At 63.6% G+C, this 14,320-nt stretch carries 12 protein-coding genes; 9 read left to right on the forward strand and 3 right to left on the reverse strand.

All coding sequences use genetic code 11. The features are described 5' to 3' along the window. Nucleotides 1–1,100: UvrD-helicase domain-containing protein (locus FCK22_RS02470; RefSeq protein ID WP_169306050.1), on the reverse strand; the 1,100-nt coding region annotated here is incomplete at its 3' end. A 194-nt stretch (nucleotides 1,101–1,294) separates the two neighbouring features. Here FCK22_RS02470 and FCK22_RS02475 point away from each other — a divergent pair. From FCK22_RS02475 to FCK22_RS02495, 5 genes are all read left to right on the forward strand, one after another. Continuing rightward, on the forward strand, nucleotides 1,295–2,068 hold the full coding sequence (locus tag FCK22_RS02475) for a hypothetical protein (RefSeq protein WP_067262648.1): 774 nt from the start codon (nucleotides 1,295–1,297) through the stop codon (nucleotides 2,066–2,068). 92 nt (nucleotides 2,069–2,160) lie between these two features. Next, nucleotides 2,161–3,309 carry an alpha-hydroxy acid oxidase gene (locus FCK22_RS02480; RefSeq protein ID WP_067262651.1) on the forward strand — a complete coding sequence of 383 codons (1,149 nt, stop codon included), beginning with the start codon at nucleotides 2,161–2,163 and terminating at the stop codon, nucleotides 3,307–3,309. Between the two features lie 101 nt (nucleotides 3,310–3,410). Next, on the forward strand, nucleotides 3,411–6,851 hold the full coding sequence (locus tag FCK22_RS02485; protein ID WP_067262654.1) for a pyruvate carboxylase: 3,441 nt from the start codon (nucleotides 3,411–3,413) through the stop codon (nucleotides 6,849–6,851). Between the two features lie 49 nt (nucleotides 6,852–6,900). Beyond that, nucleotides 6,901–7,275 carry a VOC family protein gene (locus tag FCK22_RS02490; protein ID WP_067262656.1) on the forward strand — a complete coding sequence of 125 codons (375 nt, stop codon included), beginning with the start codon at nucleotides 6,901–6,903 and terminating at the stop codon, nucleotides 7,273–7,275. A gap of 79 nt (nucleotides 7,276–7,354) precedes the next feature. Further along, entirely contained in the window at nucleotides 7,355–7,837 is a 483-nt protein-coding gene (locus FCK22_RS02495) for a DUF2244 domain-containing protein (RefSeq protein ID WP_067262658.1), read from the forward strand. A 68-nt stretch (nucleotides 7,838–7,905) separates the two neighbouring features. On the opposite strand, the gene FCK22_RS02500 is transcribed toward FCK22_RS02495, so the two are convergent. Beyond that, a complete protein-coding gene (locus FCK22_RS02500) occupies nucleotides 7,906–8,364 on the reverse strand; it encodes a GatB/YqeY domain-containing protein (RefSeq protein WP_067262660.1) in 459 nt (152 codons plus the stop codon). Nucleotides 8,365–8,558: 194 nt separating this feature from the next. On the opposite strand from FCK22_RS02500, the gene carA reads away from it, so the two are divergent. Then, complete coding sequence (gene carA / locus FCK22_RS02505; RefSeq protein ID WP_067262663.1) at nucleotides 8,559–9,719, forward strand: glutamine-hydrolyzing carbamoyl-phosphate synthase small subunit; 1,161 nt, start codon at nucleotides 8,559–8,561, stop codon at nucleotides 9,717–9,719. A gap of 93 nt (nucleotides 9,720–9,812) precedes the next feature. Continuing rightward, nucleotides 9,813–11,756, forward strand: a complete 1,944-nt coding sequence (locus FCK22_RS02510; RefSeq protein ID WP_067262666.1) for a glycosyltransferase — start codon at nucleotides 9,813–9,815, stop codon at nucleotides 11,754–11,756. On the opposite strand, the gene FCK22_RS02515 is transcribed toward FCK22_RS02510, so the two are convergent. Further along, nucleotides 11,707–12,360, reverse strand: coding sequence for a GntR family transcriptional regulator (locus FCK22_RS02515; protein WP_067262669.1), 654 nt, complete (start codon nucleotides 12,358–12,360; stop codon nucleotides 11,707–11,709). The genes FCK22_RS02510 and FCK22_RS02515 overlap by 50 nt on opposite strands. A 101-nt stretch (nucleotides 12,361–12,461) precedes the next feature. Here FCK22_RS02515 and FCK22_RS02520 point away from each other — a divergent pair, with 101 nt between their 5' ends. After that, complete coding sequence (locus FCK22_RS02520; RefSeq protein WP_067262695.1) at nucleotides 12,462–13,109, forward strand: pyrimidine 5'-nucleotidase; 648 nt, start codon at nucleotides 12,462–12,464, stop codon at nucleotides 13,107–13,109. After that, entirely contained in the window at nucleotides 13,109–14,308 is a 1,200-nt protein-coding gene (locus tag FCK22_RS02525) for a UbiH/UbiF family hydroxylase (RefSeq protein WP_067262672.1), read from the forward strand. Before FCK22_RS02520 ends, FCK22_RS02525 begins: the two co-directional genes overlap by 1 nt. The last annotated feature ends 12 nt before the right edge of the window (nucleotides 14,309–14,320 follow it).

A 14,320-nucleotide genomic window follows, 5' to 3' on the forward strand; every position in this document is an offset into this window, starting at 1 on the left:
GTGCCGCGCTGCGCGGATTCGATCTCATCCCCGATCCAACGGGCCTCTTCCTCGCCATCCCAATGGCCGATGAGGCGGACCTTTTCGCCCTCGGTCTCTTCGGTCCAGAGAGTCTTGCCCAAGCGCCCCTCATTTCCCGCGATCACGCCCGAGGCGGCGGCGAGGATATGCGGGGTCGAGCGGTAATTCTGCTCAAGCTTGACCACATGAGCGCCGGGGAAATCCGTTTCAAACCGCAGGATGTTGCCCACTTCAGCCCCGCGCCAGCCATAGATCGACTGATCATCGTCACCCACGCAGCAGATGTTCTTGTGCCCCTGTGCCAAGAGCCGCAGCCACAGGTATTGGGCCACGTTGGTATCCTGATATTCGTCAACGAGGATGTATTTGAACCAACGCTGATACTGCGCCAACACATCCGGGTGCGCCTGGAAAATCGTCACCATATGGAGCAGCAGATCGCCGAAATCGGTCGCATTCAATTCGATCAGACGGCGTTGATATTGCGCGTAAATTTCCGGCCCGCGGTGGTTGTATGCCCCGGCATCCGCACTCGGGATCTTGTCCGGGGTCAACGCGCGGTTTTTCCAGCCGTCGATGATCCCCGCCAGCATCCGCGCGGGCCAGCGCTTGTCGTCGATCCCTTCGGCGGCGACCAATTGTTTGAGCAGGCGCAGCTGGTCATCCGTATCGAGAATCGTGAAATTGCTTTTCAGCCCCACCAATTCCGCATGCCGCCGCAGCAGCTTGACGCAAATCGCGTGAAAGGTGCCGAGCCATGGCATCCCCTCAACCTGCTGGCCCAGCATCTGGCCTACGCGGGTTTTCATCTCCCGCGCGGCCTTGTTGGTGAAGGTGACCGCCAGAACCTCATGCGGGCGCGCGCGCCCGGTGTTGAGCAGATGCACGATTCGCGCCGTCAACGCCCGCGTTTTGCCTGTGCCCGCCCCGGCAAGCATCAGCACGGGGCCATCCAACGTCTCGACCGCGGCCCGTTGGGCGGGATTCAACCCCTCCAGATAAGGCTGCGGACGCGCGGCCATGGCGCGGGCGGACAGGGAGGCGCCCTCAAAGGCGTCCATTTCGTCAAAATCACTCATGCCCGCAATCTAGCGCGTCCGGGGTACGAGATAAAGAGACGTTCCTCAAATGTTCCTTCGAAAGATATTCAAGTCCCGATTTGGCGCCACTACGGACAAAACTGGGTGAATTTAAAATGCGGGGGAAATCTTTACCCGTTGATAATGCTTTGGCGGCAATGTGCTGACACAACGATAAACGAGAGGAACCGCTCATGTTCAGAAACGATGATACTTCGGTACTGCGCCGAGAGATTGACCGGTTCAAACTGCCGATGTTCATTGCGGAATTGAACGCTGACAGCGGGCATTTCGAGCTTTTGGCTCTTAACACCGCCCATGAGGCGCATAGCGGCATGGTGATGAGTGAGGTGATAAACCGCCCCCTACACAGTTTCATGCCCCATGAAGAGGCTGAGGCCGTCAATGAACGCTATGCGCGCTGCGTCTCGAACGCGGGGCAAATCCGCTATCGCGAGATGCTGCATATGCCGCGCGGGCCGCTGATTTGGGACACCACATTGCATCATGTGCAATCCTACCGCGGTCTTGACCGGGTGGTGGGCAGCGCCATCGTTGTGGAGCGGGTGCAGCGGGACAACCGCGATACCCTCGCTTTTGAAGATGTCCGCTATTTCGCGGCGACATCCTCGTTCAAACTTGAACAAATCTCGACGGTGCTGGATGCCGCCGAAAAGGGGCTGATCGATCCGGCGAAGCTTACCGGATCGGCGGGGATGCTGGCCGGGCTCTGCCGCGCCATCGACAGCACCATGCAAGAGCTACGCTCGATCGCGCAGGAACGGCTGGACGCCGAGGCCAATCCTACCGTTCACCTGATCGACATGGAAGGCACCGCCGCCAGCGAAGGCGACGAAATCGAAGCAGCCATCGCGGCGCTTGTGGATATGGCGGACAACCTACCCACACCGCCGGGCCGCAAGGTAAGCGAGGCCGCCCCCCTTGCCCGGTCCGTTTTTCGGCAGTAGCGCCTCGGCGCCCTACCCGGACGGAAGCACCCTCACCCCCGACGCAGCCGCACCATCTGGACAATCCGTAACCCTTTGGCGCAAATGCCGCCATGGACCTACATGCAACCTACCCCGCCCTTTCGGACCTTCGCAGCCGCGCGCAGTCGCGCCTGCCTAAATTCGTTTGGGAATACCTTGATTCCGCCACCGGGACGGAGGCCACCAAACACCGCAACCGCGCGGCCCTAGACCGCGTTGGGCTGATGCCCTCGGTGTTGCACGGCGAATTCACACCTGACCTCAGCGTCGATCTGATGGGGCGAAAACTCCCCCTGCCCTTCGGCATGTCCCCCTTGGGCATGTCCGGCCTGATCTGGCCCGATGCCGAAGCCCATCTTGCCCGCGCGGCGGATCGCGCCTGCATTCCTTTTGGCCTGTCCACCGTGGCCGCGACCTGCCCGGAAGATGTAGCGCCCCATCTGGGCGCGCATGGTTGGTTCCAGCTCTACCCCCCGCGCGACCCGGAAATTCGGACCGATATGCTGGCGCGGGCCAAGGCTGCGGGTTTCACGACTTTGGTCCTGACCGTCGACGTGCCGGTCGCCTCGCGCCGTGAGCGGCAGACCCGTTCTGGCCTGACCAGCCCGCCCAAATTGACCCCAAGACTGATGGCGCAGGTCGCGATGCGCCCGGCTTGGGCAATGGGCATGGCCCGTCGGGGTCTGCCACATATGAAAATGCTCGACAAATACACCGAAGGCACGGCCACCGCGAACCTGCCGCCGACCGCGCATGTGGGCTATCTGCTGCGCACCGCGCCCGATTGGGACTATTTGCATTGGCTGCGCGATCACTGGGAAGGGCCGCTGGTGATCAAAGGCGTGCTGCGCCCCGAAGACGCCACAGAGATGGAAACGGCCGGGGCCGATGCGATCTGGGTCTCGAACCACGCTGGCCGCCAGTTCGACGCGGCCCCCGCCAGCGCCGAGGCGCTGCCCGCCATTCGTGCCGCCACGAAACTGCCGGTGATCTTTGACAGCGGCGTGGAATCGGGCCTTGATATCCTGCGCGCCTTCGCGCTCGGCGCGGATTTCGTCATGCTGGGCCGGGCCTTCCACTTTGCCCTCGCCGCCCTTGGGCCGCGCGGGGTCGATCACCTGATCGATGTGCTTGCCCGCGACCTGACCGCCAATATGGGACAGCTGGGCGCGCGGAACCTGCGCGACCTCCCTCCCCCCTTTGATCTGTCGCCGCTCTGATCGGAAAGCTTGCAGAAATGTGACAAAGACGGCCACAGCCCTCTTGCGCTGCACCGCAGCATCCCTAAGCTGCCTTTAAAACCAGCAGGGGAGACCAGCCAGTGACCGATTTTAAAAAGATCCTGATCGCGAACCGTGGTGAGATCGCGATCCGCATCATGCGCGCCGCCAATGAGATGGGCAAGAAAACGGTCGCGGTCTACGCCGAAGAGGACAAGCTGGGCCTGCACCGTTTCAAAGCGGATGAGGCCTATCGCATCGGTGAAGGTCTCGGCCCCGTCGCCGCCTATCTCAGCATTGACGAGATGATCCGCGTGGCCAAGGCGGCGGGCGCCGATGCCATCCACCCGGGCTATGGCCTGCTGTCGGAAAACCCGGAATTCGTCGATGCCTGCGAGAAGAACGGCATCACCTTCATCGGCCCGCGGGCCGAAACGATGCGCGCCTTGGGGGACAAAGCCTCTGCCCGCCGCGTCGCGATGGCGGCGGGCGTGCCGGTCATCCCCGCCACCGAAGTGCTGGGCGAAGACATGGATGCGATCCGCGCCGAGGCGGCCGAGGTCGGCTATCCGCTGATGCTCAAAGCCTCTTGGGGCGGCGGCGGGCGCGGGATGCGGCCGATCATGTCCGAAAAGGAACTGGAAGAGAAAGTGCGCGAAGGGCGCCGCGAGGCCGAAGCCGCTTTTGGCAATGGCGAGGGCTATCTGGAGAAGATGATCCTGCGCGCCCGCCATGTCGAAGTGCAGATCCTCGGCGACAAACAGGGCGACATTTACCACCTTTACGAACGCGACTGCTCGGTCCAGCGCCGCAACCAAAAGGTCGTCGAACGCGCCCCCGCCCCCTATCTGAGCGAGGACCAACGCGCCGAGATCTGCGAATTGGGCCGCAAAATCTGCGCCCATGTGAACTATGAGTGCGCGGGCACCGTCGAATTCCTGATGGATATGGAAACCGGCAATTTCTACTTCATCGAGGTGAACCCCCGCGTACAGGTCGAACATACCGTCACCGAAGAAGTCACCGGCATCGACATCGTTCGCGCCCAGATCCTCATTGCCGAGGGCAAACCGCTGGCTGAGGCGACGGGCAAGGCACGGCAGGAGGACATCACCCTCACCGGTCACGCCCTACAAACCCGCGTCACCACCGAAGACCCGCAGAACAATTTCATCCCCGACTATGGCCGTATCACCGCCTACCGCTCGGCCACCGGCATGGGCATCCGGCTCGATGGCGGCACGGCCTATGCGGGCGGGGTCATCACGCGCTATTACGACAGCCTGCTGACCAAGGTCACCGCCAAGGCGCCGACGCCCGAGATGGCCATCGCCCGGATGGACCGCGCCCTGCGCGAATTCCGGGTGCGCGGGGTCAGCACCAACATCGCCTTCGTCGAGAACCTGCTAAAACATCCAACGTTTCTGAGCAACGAATACACCACCAAATTCATCGACGAGACGCCCGAGCTGTTTCAGTTCGAGCAACGCCGCGACCGCGCGACCAAGGTGCTGACCTATATCGCCGACATCACCGTCAACGGCCATCCAGAGACCAAGGGCCATGCCCTGCCCGCCGCCCATGTCCGCGACCCCAAGCCGCCCGTGCTGCGCGGCGAGCCGCAGATGGGCACGCGTAACCTATTAGAACAAAAGGGCCCCGAGGCGGTGGCCGAGTGGATGGGCCAACAGCGTCAACTGCTCATCACCGACACCACCATGCGCGATGCGCATCAGTCGCTCTTGGCCACGCGGATGCGCAGCCTCGATATGATCAAGGTGGCCCCCGCCTATGCCGCCAATCTGCCGCAGCTCTTCTCGGTCGAATGCTGGGGCGGGGCGACCTTCGATGTGGCCTATCGCTTCTTGCAGGAATGCCCGTGGCAACGCCTGCGCGACCTGCGCGCGGCCCTGCCCAATGTGATGACCCAAATGCTGCTGCGCGCCTCCAACGGGGTGGGCTATACCAATTACCCCGACAACGTGGTGCAGAAATTCGTGGCCACGGCGGCCAATACCGGCGTCGATGTGTTCCGCGTGTTCGACAGTCTCAACTGGGTTGAGAACATGCGCGTGGCGATGGATGCGGTCGTAGAATCCGGCAAGATTTGCGAGGGCACGATCTGCTACACGGGCGACATCTTTGACCCGGACCGGGCGAAATACGACCTTCAGTATTACGTCAACATGGGCAAGGATCTGAAAGCCGCCGGCGCGCATGTGCTGGGGCTGAAAGACATGGCAGGCCTGTTGAAACCCGCTCAGGCCCGCGCGCTGGTCAAAGCGTTGAAATCCGAGGTTGGCCTGCCGATCCATTTCCACACCCATGACACGGCGGGCAGTGCCACGGCCACCATCCTCGCCGCCTCTGAGGCGGGCGTCGATGCGGTCGACTGCGCGATGGATGCGCTTTCGGGCAACACGTCTCAGGCGACGCTCGGCACCGTGGTTTCGGCCCTGCAACATACCGACCGCGACACCGGGATTGACATGAAAGCCGTGCGCGAAATCTCTGATTACTGGGAAGAAGTGCGTGGCCATTACGCGGCCTTTGAGACCGGCATGCAGGCGCCCTCCTCCGAGGTTTACCTGCACGAAATGCCCGGCGGGCAGTTCACGAACCTCAAGGCGCAGGCCGCCTCTATGGGGCTGGAAGACCGCTGGCCCGAGGTGGCGCGCACCTATGCGGACGTGAACCAAATGTTCGGCGATATCGTGAAGGTCACGCCTTCGTCCAAAGTGGTGGGCGACATGGCGTTGATGATGGTCTCCCAAGGGCTGACCCGGGCGCAGGTCGAAGACCCGAATGTCGATGTCTCCTTCCCCGACAGCGTGATCGACATGATGCGCGGCAACCTCGGCCAGCCGCCGAATGGCTTCCCGGCGGGCATCGTCAAGAAGGTGCTGAAAGGCGAGACGCCGAACACCGAACGCCCCGGCAAACATCTGGCGCCCGTCGATCTAGAGGCCGTGCGCAAAGAGCTTTCCGAGCAGTTGGACGGCATGCAGATCGACGACGAAGACCTCTGCGGCTATCTGATGTATCCCAAGGTGTTCCTCGACTACATGGGCCGCCACCGCGTCTATGGCCCGGTGCGCACCCTGCCCACGCATACCTTCTTCTACGGCATGGAGCCGGGGGCGGAGATCTCAGCCGAGATCGACCCCGGCAAAACCTTGGAAATCCGCCTTCAGGCCGAATCTGAGGCCGGTGAGGATGGCGAGGTGAAGGTCTTCTTTGAACTCAACGGCCAGCCGCGGGTGATCCGCGTGGCGAACCGGTTGGTCAAGGATGCCACCGTGCAGCGCCCCAAGGCCGAGGCGGGCAATCCCGACCACATCGGCGCGCCGATGCCGGGGGTCGTGGCCTCCGTTGGGGTGAAGGCGGGCCAGCAGGTCAAAGCGGGCGACCTGATCCTGACCATCGAAGCGATGAAGATGGAGACCGGCCTTCACGCGGAGCGCGACGCGGTGGTAAAGGCCGTGCATGTGCAGGCCGGTGGCCAGATCGATGCGAAAGACCTGCTCGTCGAGTTAGAGTAAATCACCTCCGGGCGCGGCCCCTTGCCGCGCCCCCACAAGGAGCGAGCCGATGCACCTCTCTGCGATAACCCTGATCGTCCCCGACTATGACGCCGGCATCGCCTTTTACTGCGGCGTCATGGGGTTCGAACTGACTGAGGACGTCGAGCAAGGCCGCAAACGCTGGGTCCGGGTCACCCCGCCGGGCGCTGAGACGGGGTTCGTTCTGGCCCGCGCGGACGGAGAGGCGCAGCGCGCCGCCATCGGCAATCAGGGCGCGGGCCGTGTTTGGCTGTTCTTGAAGGTCGAGGATTTCGCGGCGGAGTTTGACCGCCTGACCGCTGCGGGCGTGACCTTCGAAGAAGAACCGCGTCATGAGCCCTATGGCAAAGTGGCCGTTTTTGGCGATCCTTTCGGAAACCGCTGGGATTTGCTGGGCGATTGACCCCTCCCGCGGCTCCGCGCCGCATTGCCATTGCCCGGCCCACCGCTATCTTGGCTTTTGACTGAGCCTGAGCGATCCCATGCCCTACGAATGGACCACCCCGCCCCGCGCCAATCCGCAGCAGATGCGCCTTTGGCCGCATCAATCCCTGCCTGCGCGCGGTTTTGCGGCCTTTATGCTGGCCACATTTACGCTGGCTATGATTCCGCTTTTCGCCATGCTCGGCACCGCCCTGCTCTGGGGGCTGCTGCCCTTCGTGCTTCTGGCCTTGGGGGCGGTCTATTGGGCCTTGCAACACAATCACCGCGCCCGCCAGATCGAAGAGGTGCTGACCCTCGACGACACCACGGCGCGGCTGGTGCACACCACCGCCAAGGGCGAGGTCAAGGATTGGGACTGTAACCGCTATTGGACCCAAGTGAAGAAATACGACGATGACGGCCCCGTGCCGCATTACGTCACCCTACGCGGCGAAGGCCGCGAGGTTGAGATCGGTGCCTTCCTCAGCGAAGAAGAGCGCATCGCGCTCTACGACGATCTGGCACGGCATCTGCGGAACTGAACAGGGCCAGACACCGAAAAGGGCCAGACCTTGCGGCCCAGCCCTCTGGTTTTTAACTCAACCGCGGCTCAGCTCAGGCGGTCTTTGATAACCGGGCCCACCGCGCCAAAATCCATCTGGCCGGTATACCGCTCTTTCAACAGCCCCATGACCTTGCCCATATCGCGGATCGAAGTCGCGCCCACATCGGCCACGGCCTTATCCACGGCGGCGGCGGTTTCGGTGACGCTGAGCTGCCTTGGCAGGAATTCTTCGATCACCTCGACCTCTTCGCGCTCGCGCTCCGCAAGGTCCAGCCGTCCGCCCTCTTCATAGGCGCGCGCCGATTCCTGACGCTGTTTGGCCATTTTGCTGAGGATGCCCAGCACCTCGGCATCCGACACGCCCTCATCCTTGCCGTTGGCCCGGGCGGCGATGTCCTTGTCCTTGATCGCGGCATTGATCAGCCGCAGCGTCGAAAGCCGGTCCGCCGCCTTGTCTTTCATGGCCTGTTTCAAAGCATCCGAGATGCGCATCCGCAATGACATGGTGGTTTCCTGTGTTTCGCTAAATCCAAGGGTCGCAGCTTAGCGGCTCTCTCGCTGCGGAGCAATGGGGGGCGACCATAGGTAAACCCCTGTTCTGAAACGATATCTCATTTCTCTCCGCCTATTGACCCCGCGCCCGCGCGGGATTAGGTTGCCACCCGTTTACCCGCCCCTTTCTGCCCGGAGACTGCCCCATGTCCGCGCCCGCTCGCCCACGCCCAACCGCCTGCCTTGCCCTTGCGGATGGATCGATTTTCTACGGCATGGGGTTTGGCGCGACCGGCCAGACCGTGGCGGAGTTGTGTTTCAACACCGCGATGACCGGCTACCAAGAGATCATGACCGACCCGTCCTATGCGGGCCAGATCGTGACCTTCACCTTCCCGCATATCGGCAATGTCGGCACCAACCCCGAAGATGATGAGACCGGCGATCCGGTCGCTGCGGGCATGGTCGTCAAATGGATGCCCACCACGCCCAGCAGCTGGCGCAACATTCAGCCGCTGTCGGATTGGCTGGCGTCGCGCGGGCGCATCGCCATCGGCGGTGTCGACACCCGCCGCTTGACCCGCGCAATCCGCCAGCAAGGTGCGCCGCACGCCGCCCTCGCCCATGACCCGGATGGCAACTTCGACATCGAAGCGCTGGTCGCCGCCGCGCGCGATTTTGCCGGGCTCGAAGGGATGGATCTGGCCAAGGACGTGACCTGCGCCCAGACCTATCGCTGGAATGAGATGCGGTGGGCATGGCCCGACGGCTACGCGCCCCAGACCGAAGCCAAGCACAAGGTCGTCGCCGTAGACTATGGCGCGAAACGCAACATCCTGCGCTGCCTCGCCTCTGCGGGCTGCGATGTCACCGTTCTGCCCGCCACCGCGACCTATGAGGACATCATGGCCCATGAGCCCGATGGCGTCTTCCTCTCCAACGGTCCGGGCGATCCGGCGGCGACGGGCGCCTATGCCGTGCCGATGATCCGCGAGGTTCTGGACAAAACCGATCTGCCGGTCTTTGGCATTTGCCTTGGCCACCAGATGCTTGCGCTGGCGCTTGGCGCAACCACCGTTAAGATGAGCCACGGCCACCACGGCGCCAACCACCCGGTCAAGGATTACGACACCGGCAAGGTCGAGATCACCTCGATGAACCACGGTTTCGCCGTCGACGGGCAGTCCCTGCCCGAGGGCGTGCGCGAGACGCATGTCTCGCTCTTTGACGGGTCGAACTGCGGCATCCGCGTCGATGGCCGCCCGATCTGGTCCGTCCAGCACCACCCCGAAGCCAGCCCCGGCCCGCAAGACAGCTACTACCTGTTCGAACGCTTCAGCGAAGCGATGGCCGAGCGCAGCGCGTAAAATTTTCTACATGCACTGATTGCACAGGCGACTTTTAACTCTCGATTAACGGTCGCCTGCCAGTCTCATTCCGGAACCTCGACGGGGCACGGAATGAGCAACCTTCGCCTGAAACTCTCAGCGCCGCGGATGGCCACCGCGCCCGCCCGCCGGATGCGGTTGGGCCAACATTTGATCGCCGCAGGGGTCATCGGCCCGCGCGATCTGCTGCACGGGCTGGACCTACAGCGCCGCATCGACGCCCCCTTGGGCGAAGTTCTGGCCACCGAAGGCTTGGTCGCCCCCGATGACATCGTCAAAGCCCTTGCCCGGCAGTATGGCGCCCAACCTGTCGACTTGACCCGCAGCCCCTGCGATCAACGGCTTGCGGCTCGGATACCCGCGCATTTATGCCTGCAATTCGAGGCCGTGCCATGGCTGGAATTGGGGGACCGGCTTTTCGTGGCCAGCGGTCGCCCCGCGGAGTTTCCTCACCTTTGCAAGGCTTTGGGGGAGCGGGGGAAAACTTTGGTGTTGGTCGTCGCCGACCCCCGGGAGGTGCGAACCCAGATCGGCAGGCTCTATGCGGCGGAACTCGCGGAACATGCCGTTACCCGCGTCGCGGATGCCGAAAGCTGTCGGAACTGGGGGGTGCGCAGCTGGCAGCGACGGTTTGCGCTGCGAGCTGTTTTGCTGTCGCTCTTTGCGCTACTGATGTTCTTCCCCTCCGCCGTTCTTACCCTCGCTCTCCTCTGCGGCGCGCTGACGCTGCTGCTGACCAGCGGGCTCAAGGCTGCGGCCCTTTGGGCCTCTCTCACCTGGCCCAAGCCCCCTCGGTCGCCGCCGAATGCCGCAGAGATTAAGGGATTTCGCCTGCCCCGTGTCTCGGTCATCGTGCCCTTGCTGCATGAGGAAGAGATCGCGCAGGCGCTGATCGCGCGGCTTTCGCGGCTCACCTACCCCAAATCGCTGCTGGAGGTGGTTCTGGTCCTCGAAGCGAGCGATAAGCTCACCCGTGAGACCATCGCACGCACTTCCTTGCCGCCATGGATCAGCGTGATCGAAGTGCCCGATGCCGGGGCGCTCAAGACCAAACCCCGCGCCCTGAACTACGCACTCGATTTCTGCCGCGGCAGCATCATCGGCGTTTGGGATGCCGAGGATGCGCCGGAGCCGGACCAGATCGAACAGATCGTCACCCGCTTTCACAACGCCCCCGAAAATACAGCTTGTTTGCAGGGGGTTCTGGATTTCTACAACAGCCGCGGCAATTGGATGGCCCGCTGTTTTTCGATCGAATATGCGACATGGTGGCGGGTGATCCTACCGGGCGTGGCCCGGCTGGGGCTGGTCGTCCCGCTGGGCGGCACCACGCTGTTTTTCCGGCGCGACATCCTTGAACGGCTCGGCGCTTGGGACGCCCACAACGTGACCGAGGATGCCGATCTGGGTCTCCGGCTGGCGCGGCGCGGCTATGTGACCGAACTGATGCGCACCACCACTTATGAAGAGGCGAATTGCCGCCCTTGGCCTTGGGTGCGGCAACGATCCCGTTGGCTGAAGGGATATCTCATCACTTGGGCGGTCCATATGCAAAGCCCACGCGCCCTGCTGAAAGACCTCGGCCCCCTGCGGTTCATCGGCGTGCAGGCGATATTTCTCGCCACGGTCTCGCAATTCGCCCTCGCGCCCCTTATCTGGTCTCTGTGGCTGAGTTTTTTCGGGCTGTATCACCCGGTCACGGACTGGCTTGCGCCACCCGTCCTGACGGCGATCTTCGCGCTGTTCATTCTGTCGGAAATGCTGAACTTCTGCGCCGCCACCATCGCGGTCTCAAACCGGGGTCAACGGCATCTGCTGCCTTGGGTCATCACCTGCCCGCTCTACTTCGCATTAGGCGCCTTGGCCGCCGCCAAAGCGCTGTTTGAGCTCTATCGCAGCCCACATTTCTGGGACAAAACCGCCCATGGCCACACTCTGCCGCGCTATGTAAAACCCCGCAACAGGCTCAAAAATCATCCTCGCGCCGGGCAGCTTCCTGCTTCAACCGGGTCATGAAGGCGACGGAGATATGCGTGCGCAGCGCCTCATCCGCGCCATCCTCATCGCGGGCTTCGATCATCTGCACGATGCGGTTATGTTCGGCCTGCGCAATCTCCCCGCGCCCCTCAACCGCGAGGGATGAGGTCGCCATCAGGGCCATGGAGCGATGCACGAGGTCAAGCTGCTGGACCAAATAGCGGTTGTGCGACGCCAGATGGATCTGCTTGTGAAACCGTTTGTTGGCCCGTGCCAGCGCGTTGGGATTGCCCGCCAGCGCGTTGTCGGCATCCACCATCTCGCGCAGCACGCGCACCTCCTCGGCGGTGGCATGGCGCGCGGCCAGACGCGCGGCCAACCCCTCCAGCTCGCCCCGGACGACGTAAAGCTCGGCCATCTGGTTGTGATCCAGCGAGGCCACGATCAGGCTACGCCCATCGCGCATGAGCAGAGACTGCGTCTCAAGCCGTTGTAATGCCTCACGGATCGGCGTTCGTGAGACGCCAAAACGCTCGGCCAATTCGCTCTCCACCAAGCGGTCACCGGGGCGATAGGTGCCAATGTCGATGGCCTCCAGAATCATCGAATAGGCGTCGGTCGGGCCGGTTTTGGGGTCGGGCATCAGCTATCAGTCCTTGAAAGTTGCGCCACCTTACTCACCGCGACCATTTGCGCAACCCGGCAGGGCTTGCGCGGCTGCGCGTCTCGGCCTACCTCTGCGCCATGCCGCGCGATGCTTTTTCTCATGTCACCACCTGGGTCTTCGACCTTGACCAGACGCTCTATCCGCCCGAGGCGCGGCTTTTCGACCTGATCGAAGCGCGTATGGTCGATTGGGTGATGCGCGCGATCAAGGTCGACCGGGCCGAAGCCAACCACCTGCGCCAGCATTATTGGCAGACCTATGGCACCACGCTGGCCGGCTTGATGCGCGAACACGGTGTCGACCCCGGCCCCTACCTGACTGAGGTGCATGACATTCCGATGGATCGGCTCACCCCCGACCCGCTGCTCGCTCAGGCCATTCGCGTGCTGCCGGGGCGACGGATCGTCTACACCAACGGCTGTGCGCCCTACGCCGAACGGGTGCTTGAGGCCTGCGGCCTTTCGGGGCTTTTCGACGCGGTCTATGGTGTCGAACACGCCGATTTTCTGCCCAAGCCCGAAGCCGCCGCTTATGACAAGGTCTTTGGCATCGACGGGTTCCAGACCGCCTCTGCCGCCATGTTTGAGGATGATCCGCGCAACCTCGCCGCGCCCCACGCTCTGGGGATGCGCACGGTGCATGTGGCCCCGGAACGTGGCGAAGGCGATCACATCCACTACCATACGCAAGACCTTTGCGAATTTTTAACACGGGTGGCGGGCTGATGACCTTCGATTGCGATATCCTGATTTCCGGCGGCGGCATCGCCGGGCTGACCGCGGCGGCGGCCTTTGGCGCGGCCGGCTTCGATGTGATCTGCGTCGACCCCACCCCGCCGGTCACCGATGGCGCCGCCAAGGGGGCCGACATGCGCTCCACCGCGCTGCTGCAACCGGCGCGGCGCCTGCTGGAGGACGCCGGTCTTTGGGACCGTCTTGCCCCCCATGCCGCCGCCCTGCAAATCATGCGGATCGTCGATGCGGGCGGCGAAGACCCGACGCCGCGGGTGACCCGCGAGTTCGACGCCGCCGATATCTCTGACGCACCCTTCGGCTGGAACTTTCCCAATTGGCTGCTGCGGCGCGAAATCCTGACCCGGCTGAACGAGTTGCCCCAGGTCGATTTCCGCCCCGGCACCGGCACCACCACGCTTTTCACCCGCCAAAGCGAAGCGCGTGTCGGGCTGAGCGATGGCAGCCGGATCAGAACCCGGCTCGTGATCGCCGCCGACGGGCGCAACAGCCCGATGCGCGAGGCTGCGGGGATCGAGGTCACCACCCGCCGCTACGGGCAAAAGGCGCTAGCCTTCTGCGTGACCCACCCGATCCCGCATGAGAATGTCTCGACCGAGGTACACCGTTCGGGCGGGCCCTTCACCCTCGTGCCCCTGCCAGATCGCGACGGCATGCCCTGTTCCGCCGTGGTCTGGATGGACGATGGGCCCGCAACCCAAGCCCGCGCCACGCTTGACCCCGCTGCTTTCGAGGCCGAGGCGACCGCGCGGTCGGCCAATCTCTTCGGCCCGCTCACCCTCGCCAGCCCCCGCGCCCTCTGGCCGATCATCAGCCAAGAGGCCAAACGGCTTTCTGCCGAACGGCTGGCTCTCGTGGCGGAAGCCGCCCATGTGCTGCCCCCCATTGGCGCGCAGGGGTTGAACATGTCGCTGACCGATATGGCGACCCTGCTGGAACTCGCCCGCGCCGCGCCAGAACGCCTCGGCGATGCCGAGATGCTTGAGGCCTATCACAAGGCCCGCCACCCCGATATCGCGCTCAGGGTCCGAGGCATCGACCTGTTGAACCGCGCCAGCCAAGCCAGCAGCCCGCTTGCCCGGGACGCGCGCGCGGCGGGGCTCAACGCGCTCTACGCCCTGCCCCCGGTGCGCAAGATGCTGATGCAAATGGGGCTGGGCCTGCGCCGCTGAACCGCGGCGCAG

It is taken from the genome of Sulfitobacter sp. 15WGC, from assembly GCF_005068605.1.
Taxonomy (GTDB): Bacteria; Pseudomonadota; Alphaproteobacteria; order Rhodobacterales; family Rhodobacteraceae; genus Sulfitobacter; species Sulfitobacter faviae.